Annotated in this window: 15 protein-coding genes; all 15 read left to right on the top strand. The window is 64.8% G+C overall.

The genetic code is table 11. The features are described 5' to 3' along the window. The 15 genes from K678_RS04790 (at nt 1) to K678_RS04725 (ending at nt 15,712) form a co-directional block, all read left to right on the top strand. Complete coding sequence (locus K678_RS04790) at nt 1–1,695, top strand: cation:proton antiporter domain-containing protein (protein WP_231376204.1); 1,695 nt, start codon at nt 1–3, stop codon at nt 1,693–1,695. 114 nt (nt 1,696–1,809) lie between these two features. Next, entirely contained in the window at nt 1,810–2,961 is a 1,152-nt protein-coding gene (locus tag K678_RS04785) for an MFS transporter (RefSeq protein ID WP_021131328.1), read from the top strand. Nucleotides 2,962–3,024: 63 nt separating this feature from the next. Further along, the gene (locus tag K678_RS04780; protein ID WP_021131327.1) at nt 3,025–3,495 is read left to right on the top strand and encodes a LexA family protein; all 471 of its coding nucleotides are present in this window, start codon (nt 3,025–3,027) and stop codon (nt 3,493–3,495) included. Nucleotides 3,496–3,501: 6 nt separating this feature from the next. Beyond that, entirely contained in the window at nt 3,502–4,773 is a 1,272-nt protein-coding gene (locus K678_RS04775) for a Y-family DNA polymerase (RefSeq protein WP_021131326.1), read from the top strand. An 89-nt stretch (nt 4,774–4,862) separates the two neighbouring features. Then, complete coding sequence (locus K678_RS18525) at nt 4,863–5,363, top strand: hypothetical protein (protein ID WP_155804457.1); 501 nt, start codon at nt 4,863–4,865, stop codon at nt 5,361–5,363. Nucleotides 5,364–5,566: 203 nt separating this feature from the next. Further along, entirely contained in the window at nt 5,567–5,704 is a 138-nt protein-coding gene (locus tag K678_RS18520) for a hypothetical protein (RefSeq protein ID WP_155804455.1), read from the top strand. A gap of 14 nt (nt 5,705–5,718) precedes the next feature. Continuing rightward, the gene (locus tag K678_RS04765) at nt 5,719–6,339 is read left to right on the top strand and encodes a helix-turn-helix domain-containing protein (RefSeq protein WP_021131324.1); all 621 of its coding nucleotides are present in this window, start codon (nt 5,719–5,721) and stop codon (nt 6,337–6,339) included. Next, on the top strand, nt 6,336–7,196 hold the full coding sequence (gene cysE / locus K678_RS04760; protein WP_021131323.1) for a serine O-acetyltransferase: 861 nt from the start codon (nt 6,336–6,338) through the stop codon (nt 7,194–7,196). Before K678_RS04765 ends, cysE begins: the two co-directional genes overlap by 4 nt. A 17-nt stretch (nt 7,197–7,213) precedes the next feature. Then, complete coding sequence (locus tag K678_RS04755; RefSeq protein ID WP_021131322.1) at nt 7,214–7,576, top strand: DUF2325 domain-containing protein; 363 nt, start codon at nt 7,214–7,216, stop codon at nt 7,574–7,576. 145 nt (nt 7,577–7,721) lie between these two features. After that, complete coding sequence (locus K678_RS04750; protein WP_021131321.1) at nt 7,722–8,663, top strand: family 2A encapsulin nanocompartment shell protein; 942 nt, start codon at nt 7,722–7,724, stop codon at nt 8,661–8,663. Continuing rightward, entirely contained in the window at nt 8,660–10,510 is a 1,851-nt protein-coding gene (locus tag K678_RS04745) for a family 2A encapsulin nanocompartment cargo protein cysteine desulfurase (RefSeq protein WP_021131320.1), read from the top strand. The genes K678_RS04750 and K678_RS04745 overlap by 4 nt, the downstream gene beginning before the upstream one ends. A 163-nt stretch (nt 10,511–10,673) precedes the next feature. Then, on the top strand, nt 10,674–12,041 hold the full coding sequence (locus K678_RS04740) for a pyridoxal-phosphate dependent enzyme (protein ID WP_021131319.1): 1,368 nt from the start codon (nt 10,674–10,676) through the stop codon (nt 12,039–12,041). After that, nucleotides 12,038–13,192, top strand: a complete 1,155-nt coding sequence (locus K678_RS04735; protein WP_021131318.1) for a trans-sulfuration enzyme family protein — start codon at nt 12,038–12,040, stop codon at nt 13,190–13,192. The genes K678_RS04740 and K678_RS04735 overlap by 4 nt, the downstream gene beginning before the upstream one ends. A gap of 177 nt (nt 13,193–13,369) precedes the next feature. Beyond that, complete coding sequence (gene fliD / locus K678_RS04730; protein WP_021131317.1) at nt 13,370–14,734, top strand: flagellar filament capping protein FliD; 1,365 nt, start codon at nt 13,370–13,372, stop codon at nt 14,732–14,734. A 393-nt stretch (nt 14,735–15,127) separates the two neighbouring features. Then, entirely contained in the window at nt 15,128–15,712 is a 585-nt protein-coding gene (locus tag K678_RS04725) for a cytochrome b/b6 domain-containing protein (RefSeq protein ID WP_021131316.1), read from the top strand. The last annotated feature ends 45 nt before the right edge of the window (nt 15,713–15,757 follow it).

Here is a 15,757-nt window from a genome sequence, read left to right as displayed (position 1 = left end):
ATGAGTCTGTTGTTTGCCTTCGGCGGCGGCTGGATCGCTTCGAAGCTCAGAGTACCGCCGTTGGTCGGCTATTTGCTGGCGGGCATTGCGGTCGGGCCGTTCACGCCCGGCTATGTCGCGGATTCCGGGCTGGCCCAGCAATTGGCCGAAATCGGGGTGATCTTGCTGATGTTCGGGGTCGGGCTGCATTTCTCGGTCCGGGAATTATGGTCGGTCCGCTGGATCGCCCTGCCCGGCGCGGTGGCCCAGATCGCGGTGGCAACGACGATCGGCGCGATCCTCGCAAGCATCTGGGGATGGAGCCTGCCGGCCGGGCTGGTGTTTGGTCTGGCCCTGTCGGTGGCCAGTACCGTGGTTCTGCTCCGCGCTCTCGAAGAGCGTAACGCGGTCCAGACCCTGAACGGCAGCATCGCGGTGGGCTGGTTGATCGTCGAGGATCTGGCGACGGTGGTTGCCCTGGTCCTGCTGCCCGCCTTGGCGACGGCGATCAACAGCCCCCATGCGAGCGGAGCGGCGGGTCTGGCCGACATCCTGCCCGTCCTGGGATTGACGCTGGCCAAGGTCGCTCTGTTCATCGCGATCGTTCTGATCGGCGGGCGGCGTCTGGTGCCGTGGATTTTGGACCAGATCGCCCGGCAGGGGTCGCGCGAATTGTTCACCCTGGCGGTTCTCGCCCTTGCACTCGGCATCGCCTATCTGTCGTCGGCGCTGTTCGGGGTGTCGTTCGCGCTGGGCGCGTTCTTTGCCGGGGTGGTGATGAGCGAATCCGACCTCAGCCATCAGGCCACCGCGGATTCGATGCCGCTGAAGGAAGCCTTCGCCGTTCTGTTCTTCGTTTCGGTGGGGATGCTGTTCGATCCCAGCATCCTGATCAAGGAACCGCTGGCGGTGTTGGCAGTGCTGGCCGTCATCATCGTCGGCAAGTCGCTGGCGGCGTTCGCGATCGTGCTTTTGTTCCGCTATCCGCTCTCGACCGCGCTGATCGTCTCGGCCAGCCTGGCCCAGATCGGCGAGTTCTCATTCATCCTGGCCGCGCTCGGGCTGTCACTGGGGCTGCTGCCCCCCGAGGGACAGGCCTATATTCTGGCCGGGGCCTTGCTGTCGATCGCGCTGAACCCGCTGGTGTTCTGGGCGATGGGACCGCTGGAACGCTGGCTGCGCGCCCACCCGCGCTTGCTGGCCCTGATCGAGCGGTCAGGAGACGACCGGCTGGCCGATCTCCCCCCGACGCCGGACGATCACGGCCACCGCGACCATGCCGTGATCGTCGGGTTCGGCCGGGTCGGGCGGACGGTGGCCCAGGCCTTCGATTCCGCCCGGATTCCCTATGTCGTGATCGAACAGAACCGCCAGTTGGTCACCACCCTGCGCGATGAAGGATTGTCGGTTCTGTATGGCGATGCCAGCGTGCCCGGCGTGCTGAGCAAGGCCGATATCAACCGGGCGCGGCTGCTGGTCGTCGCGATTCCCGACGGGTTCCAGGTTCGTCAGGTTGTCGAGATCGCCCGCACCGCCTCCCCGACGATCGACATCGTCGCCCGGACCCACAACGAGGAGGAACGCGACTACCTCCAGCGCCAAGGCGTCGGCCTCGCGGTGATGGGCGAACATCAACTGGCGCTGGCGATGATGGATTATGCCCTGGACGGGTTCACCGGATCGCACCGGCCCGCCGATCCGCCCAATCCGGTGTGATCCCCCAAACGACCGGAAAGGGAACCGCCTTCCCTTTCCGGCACTTTGTTCCTACGCAGTCAGAACAGAACGTGCGATAAGGCCGAACGACGGCCTTGGAACTGCGGGAATGAGATGGAGACGCTTCGTCCAAAGCGGACTCTTGGCATCGCGGGCGCGGCCCATGCGCTCCACGATGGCTGTACCGATCTGATCTATGTTCTGCTGCCGCTGTGGCAGACCGAGTTCGGCCTGGGCTATGGCGCGCTGGCGCTGTTGCGCGGGGTTTATGCCGGATCGATGGCGGCGTTGCAGGTTCCAGCCGGACGGCTGGCCGAGCGCTGGAACGGACGGGCCGTTCTCGCTTGCGGCACCCTTTTCACCGGGCTGGGCTTCGTCATCGCGGGCAGCACCGGAAGCGTTTGGGGACTGTGCGCCGGTCTGGCAATCGCCGGTCTTGGCTCCAGCACTCAACATCCCATCGCCTCGGCGGCGGTATCGCGCGCCTATGGGTCGGCCGGGCGCGGCCCGCTTGGCGTCTACAATTTCAGCGGCGATATCGGCAAGGCGGCGATCCCGGCCTTGATGTCGCTGCTGCTGATGGCGTTGTCGTGGCAACTTTCGCTGGGGCTGATCGCGGGACTGACCGTGGCGCTGGCGGTCGTGATCGCGGTCTGGATGCCGCCCATTGCCCCGGCGACGGCGGCGGCGGAAAAACGCCCGAGGATTGGCGGCGGGCGCGGTGGATTTCGGCTGCTGCTGACGATCGGCATCCTCGATACCGGGGTGCGGATGGGGTTGCTGACCTTTCTGCCCTTCCTGTTGCGCGACAAAGGGGCCGCGCTACCGACGGTCGGACTCGGGCTTGCCCTGGTCTTCGTCGGCGGGGCCGCCGGAAAATTCCTCTGCGGCTGGTTGGGAGCCCGCTTCGGAACGCTGCGAACAATCGTGGTGACCGAGGGCGGGACGGCGGCGCTGATTTTCGTTGTTCTCGCCGCACCGCTGTTGCCAGCGCTCCTGCTGCTGCCGCTGCTGGGAATGGTGCTGAACGGCACCTCCTCGGTGCTGTATGGAGCGGTGCCCGAGGTGACCCTGCCCCATCAGAGCCAAGAGCGGGCCTTTGCCCTGTTCTATACCGGAACGATCGGATCGGGGGCCCTGTCCCCGGTTCTTTACGGGGCCCTGGGCGATGCGGTCGGGCCGGTTTGGGCGGTGACCGCGACCGCCCTGGTCGCGCTGACGGTTGTTCCGTTCGCCTTTGCCTTGGCCCCACGTTTGGAACGGTAACCCGGTCGGTGAGGGTGACGATCCTGTTGCCCAACCTCTCGGTTTTGGGCTATTGTTCACTTCATGTTCTCATCGGATCACAACGCCCCGTTGCCCCCCGGCACCTGCCGGGCCTCGTCCCGAGCCTTCGTTCCCGGCGAGGGCGCGGCCCCGATCTATTCGGCGCTGGTTCCGGCCGGGTTCCCCTCTCCGGCCGACGATCACCTTGAGGGCAAGCTCGACCTGCACGAACTGATGGTGAAGCGCCCGGCGGCAACCTTCTTCTGCCGCGCCGATGGCGACAGCATGACCGGGGCCGGGATTCAAAGTGGCGATCTGCTGGTGGTCGATCGCTCGGTCCAGCCCCAGGACGGTGACATCGTCGTCGCGACGCTGGACGGCGGGCTGACGGTCAAGACCTTGCGCAAGACCGACGCGGGCTGGGAACTCGCCTCGGCCAACCCCGATTATCCAAGCTTCCCCGTCAACGAGGAGGACGGCGTGCAGATTTGGGGAATTGTCACCTTCGCCGTGTCGGCGATGACGCGGCGGTGATCCGCCATGGCGGTCTACGCCCTGGTCGATTGCAACAATTTCTATGTCTCCTGCGAGCGGGTGTTCAATCCCGCCCTTGAGGGGAAGCCGGTGGCCGTCTTGTCCAACAATGACGGCTGCGCGGTGTCGCGCTCTGCCGAGGCCAAGGCGATCGGCGTGCCGATGGGCGAGCCGGCCTTCAAGCTCCGCCCCCTGGTCGAGCGCCATGGCCTGATCCTGCAATCGTCCAATTACACCCTGTATGGCGACATGTCCGAGCGGGTGATGTCGGTGCTGGCGACCTTTGCCCCTGGGGCCGAAGTCTATTCGATCGACGAATGCTTCCTTGATCTTGACGGATTGGCGGTGCCGGACCTGGCCGCATGGTGTCGGCACATCCGGGCGACGGTGAAACGCTGGACCGGCATCCCGGTCTCGGTGGGGATCGGCGGCACCAAGACGCTGGCCAAGCTGGCCAACCGGCTGGCCAAGACCTCGCCCCGCGCCAACGGGGTGCTTGATCTGGCCGGACATCCGGGCTGGGTCGAAGCGGCGCTGAAGCGAACCCCGGTCCGCGAGGTCTGGGGGATCGGGCGGAATTATGCCGGGCATTGCGGGCTGCATGGCATCCTCACCGCTTATGACCTGACCCAGGCCGAAGACGGCTGGATCAGGAAGACGATGGGAGCGGTCGGCCTGCGCACCGTGATGGAGCTGCGCGGCATTCCGGTCCATACCCTCGACACCGAACCGTCGGACAAGCAAACCACCTGCTGTTCCCGCTCGTTCGCCGAGACGGTGACCGCCTATGAGCATGTCCACGACGCCGTGCTGACCTTCGCCAGCCGGGCCGCCGAGAAAATCCGCGCCGAGACTCTGGTCGCCGGAGCGCTTCAGGTGTTCGCCTATACCGACCGTTTTCGCCGCGACCAGCCGCAAATCTCGCTGAACGCGATGGTCCGGCTGTCGCCGCCGACGTCATCGACGCCACGGGTGATCGCGGCGGCAATCGCCGGGCTGCGCTCGGCGTGGCGGGAGGGGTATGCCTATAAGAAAGCCGGGGTGATCCTGCTCGATCTGGTCAATCCGGCCAACGTGCCCCGCGATTTGTTCTCGCCGCCGCCAAATCCACGCGGACAGGCGCTGATGGCAGCGGTCGACGGCCTCAACGGGCGGCTGGGGAAGGGATTGGTCGGATACGGCCTGATCCCGAAGGATGCGCCGTGGCAGATGCGCTGCGGCAACCGTTCGCCCAACTACACCACCGCCTGGACCGACTTGCCGGTTGCGCGGGCGTGATGTAGAGCAGCACAAAACCGATCAGGCTGGGGGCAGACGCTGTCAACGCGCCCTTGCCCCCGGCCAAAAATCGTCACGCCTTCATCGTCATGCCGACCATCATCGGCATCCCATTGCACATCATCGTCATCGGCATGCCCATCGCCATCATCGTGGTCATGCGGTCACACATCGCCTTCATCATGTCCATGGTCATGCCAGCCGTCGGCATCATCTTACAGACCATGCCCTCGGCGGTCATTTCACAAGTCATCGTACAGCACGGGGTCGGCATCATCATCGGCATCATCATGCCGTTGTTCATCATCGGCATGGTCATGCCGTTCATCATCGGCATCGTCATGCCATTCATCATGGGCATGGTCATACCGTTCATCATCGGCATCATCATGCCGTTCATCATCGGCATTTGCATCGGCATCGTGGCGGTCGGCATCTGCATCGCGGTCATCATGGTGGTTCCCCTTTTGCCCTGTGGCGGACCCTCCGTCCGCCCTTTCTCTTCCATCAAGATGCTCCGCTGCCGGGGTGCCCTCAACCGATCGTGGCGGCGAGACGTCGGTTTCCTCCGTTGCCGCGTCGGGATGTAAACTCACATCTCTACTGATCTTATGGATTGACACCGAGGCTTGTGGATTGTAGCCTCTTACTACAGCGCCGATTTGAGGTTTCAGCTTGCGGGCGCTCAACAAATGCAGCTAAAGAGGTTGGCCCGCCCAGCCGGATTGCTGCGGCGGAATCCCCGGAAAACCGGGCTTCCCGCCTTGACAGAGTGTTAGGAAAGGGTAAGTCCATGAGCCGGTCCGCCACCATCATCGATTTCACCGAAGTTCGCCGCCGCCGCCAATTGGCCGCGGCTCCGTCGACGTCGATCCCCGGCATCGTCTGGGTTCCCGTCTGGGTCATGCTGCCGGTGTGGCAGGTCGGCTGAAGGCGGTCAGGCAGATGAACGAATCGGTTTCCCACCTGACCCCGGAACCGACGTCGGAGGATTCCTCAACCAGCGATTTTACCGCTCTGGTCGGGGAGAATCTGCGGCGGCTGCGCACCCGCAACGGCCTGTCGCTGGAGCGTCTGGCCCGAGCCTCGGGGGTCAGCCGGGCGATGCTGTCGCAAATCGAATTGGGCCGCTCGGTCCCCAGCGTCGCGGTGCTGTGGAAGATTGCCCGGGCGATGGAAGTTCCGTTCTCGGCCTTCACCGCCGCGACCGGCAGCGGCGAAGTCTCGGTGCTGCGGGCTCACCGGGCCAAATTGCTGACATCGCGCAGCGGACGGTTTTCGTCGCGGGCCCTGTTCCCGTTCAGCGGCCCCCGCCGCGTTGAATTCTACGAGATGCGTCTGGCCCCCCAGACCATCGAAGACGCCGATCCCCATTCGCCCGGCACGACCGAGAATCTGGTGCTGGCCCAGGGCAGCCTTGAGGTGGTCGTCGCCGACGAGCGGTTCCGCCTCGAATACGGCGACGCGATCCATTTTGTCGCCGACCGCCCCCATTCCTACCGCAATGCTGGGCCGATCGAGGCCTTGTTCTATCTGGTGATGACTTATCCGGAACACACCGAATGACCGAAGCCAGCAAAGTCCGGGGCCTGCCTGACACGCTCGAAGCTCTGCGCGGCGAGGCCGACGCGTTCTGGGTCCGACTGCGCGCCGAAGCGACCGAGGCCCTGGCCCGCTCGCCGATGCTGGCCGGTCTGTTCATCGGCTCGATCCTCGATCAGGAAACGTTCGAGGCGGCGGTGTTCCACCGCATCGCCGGACGGCTGAAGAACGATCAGGTCTCGCAGACCCTGCTGACCGAGACCTTTGCCCGCGCCCTGGCCCACGACCCCGCGATCGGGACCGCGCTGCGCGCCGACATCGCCGCCGTGCTGGACCGCGATCCCGCGACCGAGCGGCTGATCGAGCCGTTCCTCTATTTCAAGGGCTTTCACGCGGTCCAGACTCACCGTCTGGCCCACTGGCTGTGGCGGCGGGGCGAGCGCGATTTCGCGCTGTACCTGCAAAGCCGCTCCTCCGACGTATTCCAGACCGACATCCACCCGGCGGCGATCTTCGGACGCGGCATCTTCCTCGACCACGCTACCGGGCTGGTGGTCGGCGAGACGGCCGAGGTTGATGACGACGTTTCGCTGCTCCAGAACGTCACCCTGGGCGGCACCGGCAAGGAGAGCGGCGACCGTCATCCCAAGGTTCGCCGGGGGGTGATGATCGGGGCCGGGGCCAAGATCCTCGGCAACATCGAAATCGGGGCCTATTCCCGCATCGCCGCCGGATCGGTGGTGCTGCGCGAGGTTGCCCCCAACTCCACCGTCGCCGGAATCCCGGCAAAAGTGATCCGCTCCAATCCCGCCGCCGACACCCGCTCACCGGGCGAGGTGCTGGGCGCCCTTGCCTACGAATCGTTCGATTATTCCATCTGACACACTGGGAGACATCGATGCAGCCCCCCTTAGACAGTTTTGCCGCCACCGGCCCCGATCTATCCGGACGCCTGATCTTGTATGTCGGCGGCCGCCACCAACATGTCAGCCACCTGCGCCGGATCGTCGAGGCGCATAACGGCGCCTTCGTCCATCATGACGGCGGGGTCGAACAGAGCCTGAGCAAGCTGTCGGCGCAGCTTGAACGGGCCGACGCCGTCCTGTTCCCGGTGGGCTGCGTCAGCCACGCCGCCCAGGACCGGGTCAAGAGCCTGTGCCGCCGCCTCGACAAGCCGTTCCGTCCGCTCCGCAGCACCGGGATCGCCGCGATCATCGCCGCGCTGGATTCGGTCACGGCCCGGACCTCCTCCGCTATCTAAGAACCCGCCTCCACTATAACGGAGGAAACCGACTGGAAGCGCCACTTCCGGGTTCGGACGGGCCTCTATTTGACGAAAATCAAGTGTAGAAGAGAGAGATCGTTAGAGGATTTCGGTCCTCATCACATTCGAGGGAGACGCGTGCATGTCCGAGGACAATGAGGTTCGCCGCACATTGAACGAGCAGGCGGCGCGCCAGCTTGCCAACGCCACCAAGACCCGGGCGCAGTGGTCGGGAATTACCCCGCGCTGGTTGGTGTCGTTCCTGCCCTGGACCCCGGTCGAAGCCGGTATCTATCGCCTGAACCGCGTCAAGGAAGCCGCCGCCGCCGGGGCTTCGGACGTGACGTGCAGCCCGCGCAACGATGCCGACCTGCCCGAAAGCTACGTTCCCTACGAAGAACATCCCCGCGAATATTCGCTGAATGCGGTGACCTCGGTTCTCGACGTCCAGACCCGCGTTTCCGACCTTTATTCCCATCCGATCGACCAGATTCAGGAACAGCTTCGCCTGCTGATCGAGAAGGTGAAGGAAAAGCAGGAACACGAGCTGATCAATAACAGCGAATACGGCCTGCTCAACAACATCGCGCCGCAACAGCGGATTCACACCCGCACCGGCGCCCCCACCCCCGATGATCTCGACGAACTGATTACCAAGGTGTGGAAGGAACCGGCCTTTTTCATCGCCCATCCCCGCGCCATCGCCGCGTTCGGGCGCGAATGCACCAAGCGCGGCGTGCCGCCCGCGACGATCAATCTGTTCGGCAATCCCTTCATCACCTGGCGCGGCCTGCCGATCGTGCCGTCCGACAAGCTGACCATCGGCGAAGATGGCAAGACCAACATCCTGCTGCTGCGCACCGGCGAGAAGAAGCAGGGCGTCGTCGGCCTGTTCCAGCCGGGGGTGCCGGGCGAAGTCGCGCCGTCACTGTCGGTCCGCTTCATGGGGATTAACCGCAAGGCGATCGCGTCTTACCTGATCTCGCTTTATTGCTCGGCGGCGGTGCTGACCGAAGACGCAATCGCGGTTCTCGACGGCGTCGAAGTCGATCACTACTTCGATTACGACAAGAAATTCGCATGAGCGACCCCGTTCCTCCCCTCCCCTTCGCGGGGGCGCCCGACCCGGCTTTGATCGCGCAGATGGCCAACGCCTTCTTCGCGGCCTTGCCGGGTCAGACGGCGCCATCGCTGGGGGTGGCCCTGCCCTCGACACCGTTGGTCGAGACGGGGCCGAGCGGGGGCTTCGTGCCCCCAGGAGCGCCGACCCCGCCATCGGTCGGCCATCTCACCACCAACCCCGCTCTGCCTGGATTGGGGCCGCTGGCGGCGGCGCCCAAGCCCGCTCCGGTCAACCCGACCGCGGTGCCGCCCGCGCCGATTCCGGGCAATGGCGATCTGCGCACCATCCCCACCCTGCTGGGGGCGGTGCTGTCGCTGGTGCCGCCCGACCATGCCGCCGGTCCGGTGGCCCCGGTCGGCAGCCCCGATCTGCCCGAAGCGGCCGCGCCCGATCTGCCAAGTCCCGCGACGGCCCCGGCCTCGGCTCCGGTCGCGGCGGCTCCCGCGCTTCCCGATGTCGCGGGCTATTACTTCATCGACGATGCCGAGGGGATCAGCCTGCGCGAGGCCCCCACCGCATCGCTGCCGACCCGGACCGAAACCCATCCGCTCGGAATCGATCTGGCCCCCACCAGCGGGGTGCGGGCGTTCGACGCCGCCGCGATCCGCCGCGATTTTCCGATCCTGTCCGAGCAGGTTCACGGCAAGCGGCTGATCTGGCTCGACAATGCGGCGACGACCCAGAAGCCGCGCGCGGTGATCGAGCGGCTTGACCGCTATTACGAGCACGAGAACTCGAACATCCACCGCGCTGCCCATGCCCTGGCGGCGCGTTCGACCGACGCCTATGAAGCGGCGCGCGAGAAGGTCCGCCGCTTTCTGGGAGCCGGGTCGGTCGAGGAAATCGTGTTCGTCCGTGGCGCGACCGAGGCGATCAATCTGGTGGCCAAGGCGTGGGGCGGGCGCAACCTCCGCGAGGGCGACGAGATCGTCGTCTCCTGGCTCGAGCATCACGCCAACATCGTTCCCTGGCAACAGCTCTGCGCCCGCACCGGGGCCAAGCTGAAGGTTGCGCCGGTTGACGATCACGGTCAGGTGATCCTCGAGGAATACGAGCGGCTGTTCACCGACCGCACCAAGATCGCCTCGTTCACCCAGGTCTCGAACGCGCTCGGCACCGTCACCCCGGCGGCCGAGATGGTGGCGATCGCCCACCGTCACGGCGCCCTGGCCCTGGTCGATGGTGCCCAGGCGGTATCGCACATGCCGGTCGATGTCCAGGCGCTGGGCTGCGACTTCTATGTGTTCTCGGGGCACAAGGTGTTCGGCCCGACCGGGATCGGCGTCCTTTACGGCCGCAAGGACGTCCTTGACGCGATGCCGCCGTGGCAGGGTGGCGGCAACATGATCGCCGACGTCACCTTTGAGAAAACGGTCTATCAACCCGCTCCGGCGCGGTTCGAGGCCGGAACCGGCAACATCGCCGACGCGGTGGGGCTGGGGGCCGCGATTGATTATCTCGACGGGATCGGGATGGCCAACATCGCCGCCTGGGAACACGAGCTGCTGGGCTATGCCACCGCCGGGCTGCGATCGATTCCGGGGCTGCGCCTGATCGGCACGGCGGCGGAAAAGGCCGGGGTGCTGTCCTTCGTCATCGACGGCTGCCCGCCGATCGAGATCGGCAAGGCGCTCGACCGCGAAGGAATCGCGGTCCGGGCCGGGCATCATTGCGCCCAGCCGATCTTGCGCCGGTTCGGAATCGAAGCGACGGTGCGGCCCAGTCTGGCCCTTTATAACACCCGCGAGGATATCGACGCCCTGGTCGATGCCCTGCGGCGCAACCACGGAGCGCGGCGAACGATTTAGCGGGATTGGGACGGTCGGACAGGGGGAGACGGCATGGTCTCCCCCTGCTTGGCGTTGGGAAAACCACTTATCCAGTGCTCTTTTGGTCTATTTGGCTTGACGTGCGTGTAGTTTCAGCACTATCTACCAATTCGATCTGTTTATAGAGTTCTGGAGATCTCCCATGTCCCGCGATGCCGACCCGTTGAATCACATCGGCAACACCCCGCTGATCGAGCTGACCCGGCTCGATGCCGGGCCGTGCCGATTGTTCGTCAAACTGGAGAACCAGAACCCATCCGGCTCGATCAAGGATCGCATCGCCCTATCGATGATCGAGGCGGCCGAGGCGGATGGACGGTTAAAGCCGGGCGGGCAGATCGTCGAAGCCACCGCAGGCAATACCGGCCTCGCTCTGGCCTTGCTGGCGATCCGGCGCGGCTATCGCCTGACCCTGGTGATCCCCGACAAGATGAGCCGCGAGAAGATCGCCCATTTGCGGGCGATGGGGGTCGAGGTGGTGCTGACCCGCTCCGACGTCGCCAAGGGTCATCCTGAGTATTACCAGGATCTGGCCGAGCGGATCGCCCGCGAAACCGGCGCCTTCTTCGCCGACCAGTTCAACAACCCGGCCAATCCCGCCGCGCATGAAACCACCACCGGCCCCGAGATTTGGGAACAGACCGGCGGCGCGGTCGATGCGGTGGTCGCCGGGGTCGGATCGGGCGGCACCCTGACCGGGCTGTCGCGCTTTTTCGCCCGCGTCTCGCCCACCACCGACATCGTTCTGGCCGACCCCAAGGGATCGATTCTGGCCGAATACACCCGGACCGGCGAGGTCGGCACCGCCGGGTCATGGCTGGTCGAAGGAATCGGCGAGGATTTCATCCCGCCGGTGTCCGATCTGTCGCGGGTCAAGCACGCCTATACCATCACCGACGGCGAAAGCTTCGCGGTGGCGCGTCAGGTGCTGCGCGACGAAGGTCTGCTGATCGGCTCGTCGTCGGGAACCTTGCTGGCGGCGGCGTTGCGCTATTGCCGCGAACAGACGACGCCCAAGCGGGTGGTCACCTTCGTCTGCGACTCGGGCAACAAGTATCTGTCCAAGATGTACAACGATTTCTGGATGGCCGATCAGGGCTTGCTGACGCGGCCGCGTCACGGTGATCTGCGCGATATCATCTCGCGGCGCCATGACGAAGGCGCGGTGGTGACGGTGGCGCCCGAGGATTCGTTGCTGGTTGCCTATCAGCGGATGAAGCTGCACGACGTCTCGCAGGTGCCGGTGCTGGCGGGCGATCAATGCGTCGGGATGCTGGACGAATCCGACGTCCTGATTGCGCTTGGCGAATGGTCGGCCGGGTTCGACCTGCCGGTCCGGGTAGCGATGACCGGCAATATCGAAACCGTCGGGATCGACACCCCGCCGGAACGGCTTCTTCCCCTGTTCGACCGGGGCTGGGTCGCGATCGTCGTCGATGGCGAACGCTTCCTGGGCCTCATCACCCGTATCGACCTGCTCAACCATTTGCGGCGGAAAGTAGCAGCATGACCCAACACGGTTTTTCCACCCTCTCCGTTCATGCCGGTCCCGGCCCCGATCCGGCCACTGGCGCGGTGATGGTGCCGATCCACGCCTCGTCCACCTTTGCCCAAAGCGCGCCCGGCGTTCACACCGGCTGGGAATATGCCCGCACCGGCAACCCCACCCGCGCCGCGTTCGAGCAGGCGGTGGCCCAGTTGGAAGGCGGCGGCTTCGGCTTCGCCTTTGCCTCGGGTCTGGCGGCGGAAACGACGATTCTCGACCTGCTCGACCAGGGCGGCCACATCGTCGCCGGTGACGATCTTTATGGCGGGTCGTGGCGGCTGTTCCAGCGGGTGCGCAGCCGCACCTCGGGGCTGACCGTCACCTTTGTCGATCCGACCGATTCCGCCGCGATCGAAGCGGCGATCCGGCCCGAGACCAAGCTGATCTGGATCGAGACCCCCAGCAATCCGTTGCTGAAGGTCGCCGATCTGGCCGCGATTGCCGCGATCGGCCGCAAGACCGGGGTGCTGACCGTCGCGGATTCGACCTTCGCCTCGCCGGTGGTGCAGCGTCCGCTCGATCTGGGCTTCGACATCGTGGTCCATTCGGCGACCAAGTATCTGAACGGCCATTCCGACATCATCGCCGGAATCGTCGTGGTGCGGGACGCCGATCTGGCCGCGCGTCTGGGCTTTCTCCAGAATGCCACCGGGGCGATTCTCGACCCGTTCGCCGCCTTCCTGGCGCTGCGCGGGCTGAAGACCCTGGCGCTTCGGATCGAGCGGCATTCCGCCAACGCGCTGGCGATCGCCCAGGCCTTCGAACACCACCCCAAGCTAACCCGGCTGATCTATCCCGGCTTGGCCAGCCATCCCCAACATGCGGTCGCGGCGCGGCAGATGAATGGGTTCGGCGGCATGGTGACACTGGAACTGAACAGCGACGAAGCGGGGGTGACCCGCTTCCTGACCGGGCTGTCGCTGTTCACCTTGGCCGAAAGCCTGGGCGGCGTCGAAAGTCTGGTCGGCCACCCCACCAGCATGAGCCACGGATCGATCCCGGCCGAACGCCGCGACGCGCTGGGGATCACCCCGCAATTGGTGCGCCTGTCGGTCGGGATCGAGGACGAAGCCGATCTGATCGCCGACATCGCCCAGGCGCTGGATCGGGTTTAATCTCACCTGTCCCGGCACTTCTTGCCGGATTGGAAACGGAGGGCGGCAGACGATGCCGCCCTCTGCCCTTTTCCACTCTCAACAAATCCATATAAATCAGAAGGATAAGCAGCTCCGCCCACTGGCGCACGGATTGCTTGTTGAGTCCGATGAGTCCGCTCCATCGGAGACCCTGACATGAGCACGACCGGAACCGCCGCCCTGCCCTCTTCGCTCGCGACCCTGCTGAGCAAATACGGCAACACCACCACTAACTCGACCACGGACACGTCGTCGCACAGCGCGCCGAAGCCCACCGGGGGACGATTGGGCGCCGATCCGGCCTTCACCCTGTCGCTCAGTTCCCAGGACACCAGCGCGGCACTGGTCGGCTATAACCGGCTAGCCCAGCTTGGCGACAAATTCGAGACCGAGGTGTCGAAGCTTGAAACGCCGACGAACTCCCAAGCGAACACGGTGTCGGTGACCGTCACCCAATTGGCCCAGGCCCAGAGCATCGCCACCAGCCCGATCGGCAATCCGGACAAGGCATCGCTGGGCACCGGCACGCTGACGATCCAGACCGGCACCCTTAATCCCGACACCAACGCCTTTACCGCCAGCTCCAGCGCCAAGGCGGTGTCGATCCCAATTACGGGCGGAACGCTGAACGACATCGCCACGTCGATCAATGCCGCCAAGGCCGGGGTGACCGCCCAGGTGGTCGAGGAAGGCGGCGGCTATGCCCTGCACCTGACCGGGGCGGCGACCGGGGCCAGCAACGCCTTTACCATTTCCGGTCTGTCCGACCTGACCTACGACCCGTCGGCGGCCAACAGCTCGGCGATGGGGACCGTCAGCGCGGCCCAGGATGCCCATTTCTCGGTCGGCGGGAAGGATTACAGTTCGGCCACCAACGATAATGTTCCGGTCGCGATCGGAACCCGGACCAGCTTTACCCAGGTCGGAACCCAGACCGTTGCCCTATCGACCGCCAGCGATCAGGTCCAGTCGCTCGCCAACACCTTCAACGCGATGCAAAAGGCGATCGTTTCCCTGACCTCGAAAGATGGTGGGCTGGACAAGGACGCCAATCTTGCCGCCGGTCTGTTCAAAAATCTGGGCGATGCGGCGACGGCGACCGTCGACACCGCAGGCCCGTTCAAATCGCTGGCCGACATCGGGGTGACGCTGCAATCCGACGGCACCCTGAAAATCGACCCGACCAAACTGGACGCCGCGATCACCCAGGATTCCGACGGGGTGCAGGCCCTGGTCAATCAGATCGCCAGCACCATCGACGATACCGTCAAACCCTATACCGGCTCGTCGGGCAGCCTCAAATCCCAGGTCAATCTGCTGAGTACGATGGTCGCGCGCGGCGGCCCCAGCCTGCTCGATTATCTGAACGGCACCGCCGATACCCAGAGCGGCCAAAACAGTCTGGCCTCCCTGCTGGGCGGCAACAGCGCGACCAGCGGAACGGCGGCACAAAGCAATCTCGCCTCTTACCTCAGCAGCGGCAAAGCGACCAACCCCGACCTGTCGGCGCTGTTTACCTAACAGGCTGCGGATAAGCTTTGGACCGGACGCCTTTCGGGGGCTTTTGCCCCCGGCCCCTATCGGGAGGCGTCCGCCTCCCGAGCCCTCCATATTTTTAAATCTTTGATATAAAATAGAATGGAGGATCGGAGGCGTCTGCCTCCGAACGGGTCTGGGCGGTCGCCCAGCCGCGCAGCGGAGGTCTTCCGCAGGCTGTCAAATCAATCCACGTCACGCTTTAGACGTTCGACCTATCCCCTCAGCCTCGGCCGTGGCCGCAATGGCCGCTGCCGACCTAGGGACTATACCTATTCTGCCGTTTCTGAACCGGAAGTGACGCCGAGGTTCACCTCTGGTTCATCATTAGGGGACGACACTCCGACTCATGTTCCCGCATGAGGATGGATCTTCATCATGAAGAAATACGACTCGCTGTCTCGCCTGCTCCATTTATCCCTGGCCGTAGGTATTACCACGCAGATGTTTGTCAGTCTGGTGATGATTACACCGAAGCCGGGCCGAATTCCCAATAGCTGGTATTCGGTGCATGAAACCCTTGGCATCGTCCTGTTCGCAATTCTGGTGGTCTATTGGCTGCGAGCGGTACTGAAGACCATCCGGACCGGCGATCCCCTGATGCTGTTTCCCTGGTTTTCGGCCGCCCGTCTTGGCGCGCTGGCCAAGGATATCGGCGCGACCCTGGCCGATGCGGTGCGGTTCCGTCTTCCCCCCGACGGCGATGAAATTCGGCCGTTGCCTGCCGCGATCCAGGGCCTTGGCCTGCTGGTCGGTCTGTTTCTGGCCGCGACGGGAACAATTCTCGCTTTGACCATCACCCCCGGCGTGGCCTTGTCGCCGACCCTGCACGACATCAAAGAGCTTCACGAAGCCTTTGGTCCGCTGATGTGGGGGTATCTGGCAATTCATCCGACCCTGGCGATCATTCACCAGCTCGCCGGGCACAAGACCCTGAACCAGATGTTCGGTCGCGAGGTCTGATTCTGCTCAGACGGGGGGCGGGGCGAGACGATCGCTCCGCTCCCG

Source organism: Magnetospirillum fulvum MGU-K5 (assembly GCF_000442515.1).
In the GTDB taxonomy this organism is placed as follows: Bacteria; Pseudomonadota; Alphaproteobacteria; order Rhodospirillales; family Magnetospirillaceae; genus Phaeospirillum; species Phaeospirillum fulvum_B.
The sequence above is the reverse complement of the archived record's forward strand: the minus strand, read 5'-3'. Positions and strand labels throughout refer to the sequence as shown.

What these genes read in the sequence shown, in the direction of transcription:
- K678_RS04740 (WP_021131319.1), top strand. Translation starts at nt 10,674, where the DNA reads ATGTCCCGCGATGCCGACCCGTTGAATCACATCGGCAACACCCCGCTG.
- K678_RS04780 (WP_021131327.1), top strand. Translation starts at nt 3,025, where the DNA reads ATGTTCTCATCGGATCACAACGCCCCGTTGCCCCCCGGCACCTGCCGG.
- K678_RS04750 (WP_021131321.1), top strand. Translation starts at nt 7,722, where the DNA reads ATGTCCGAGGACAATGAGGTTCGCCGCACATTGAACGAGCAGGCGGCG.
- fliD (WP_021131317.1), top strand. Translation starts at nt 13,370, where the DNA reads ATGAGCACGACCGGAACCGCCGCCCTGCCCTCTTCGCTCGCGACCCTG.
- cysE (WP_021131323.1), top strand. Translation starts at nt 6,336, where the DNA reads ATGACCGAAGCCAGCAAAGTCCGGGGCCTGCCTGACACGCTCGAAGCT.
- K678_RS04790 (WP_231376204.1), top strand. Translation starts at nt 1, where the DNA reads ATGAGTCTGTTGTTTGCCTTCGGCGGCGGCTGGATCGCTTCGAAGCTC.
- K678_RS04745 (WP_021131320.1), top strand. Translation starts at nt 8,660, where the DNA reads ATGAGCGACCCCGTTCCTCCCCTCCCCTTCGCGGGGGCGCCCGACCCG.
- K678_RS04735 (WP_021131318.1), top strand. Translation starts at nt 12,038, where the DNA reads ATGACCCAACACGGTTTTTCCACCCTCTCCGTTCATGCCGGTCCCGGC.
- K678_RS18525 (WP_155804457.1), top strand. Translation starts at nt 4,863, where the DNA reads ATGCCGACCATCATCGGCATCCCATTGCACATCATCGTCATCGGCATG.
- K678_RS04785 (WP_021131328.1), top strand. Translation starts at nt 1,810, where the DNA reads ATGGAGACGCTTCGTCCAAAGCGGACTCTTGGCATCGCGGGCGCGGCC.
- K678_RS04765 (WP_021131324.1), top strand. Translation starts at nt 5,719, where the DNA reads ATGAACGAATCGGTTTCCCACCTGACCCCGGAACCGACGTCGGAGGAT.
- K678_RS04755 (WP_021131322.1), top strand. Translation starts at nt 7,214, where the DNA reads ATGCAGCCCCCCTTAGACAGTTTTGCCGCCACCGGCCCCGATCTATCC.
- K678_RS04775 (WP_021131326.1), top strand. Translation starts at nt 3,502, where the DNA reads ATGGCGGTCTACGCCCTGGTCGATTGCAACAATTTCTATGTCTCCTGC.
- K678_RS18520 (WP_155804455.1), top strand. Translation starts at nt 5,567, where the DNA reads ATGAGCCGGTCCGCCACCATCATCGATTTCACCGAAGTTCGCCGCCGC.
- K678_RS04725 (WP_021131316.1), top strand. Translation starts at nt 15,128, where the DNA reads ATGAAGAAATACGACTCGCTGTCTCGCCTGCTCCATTTATCCCTGGCC.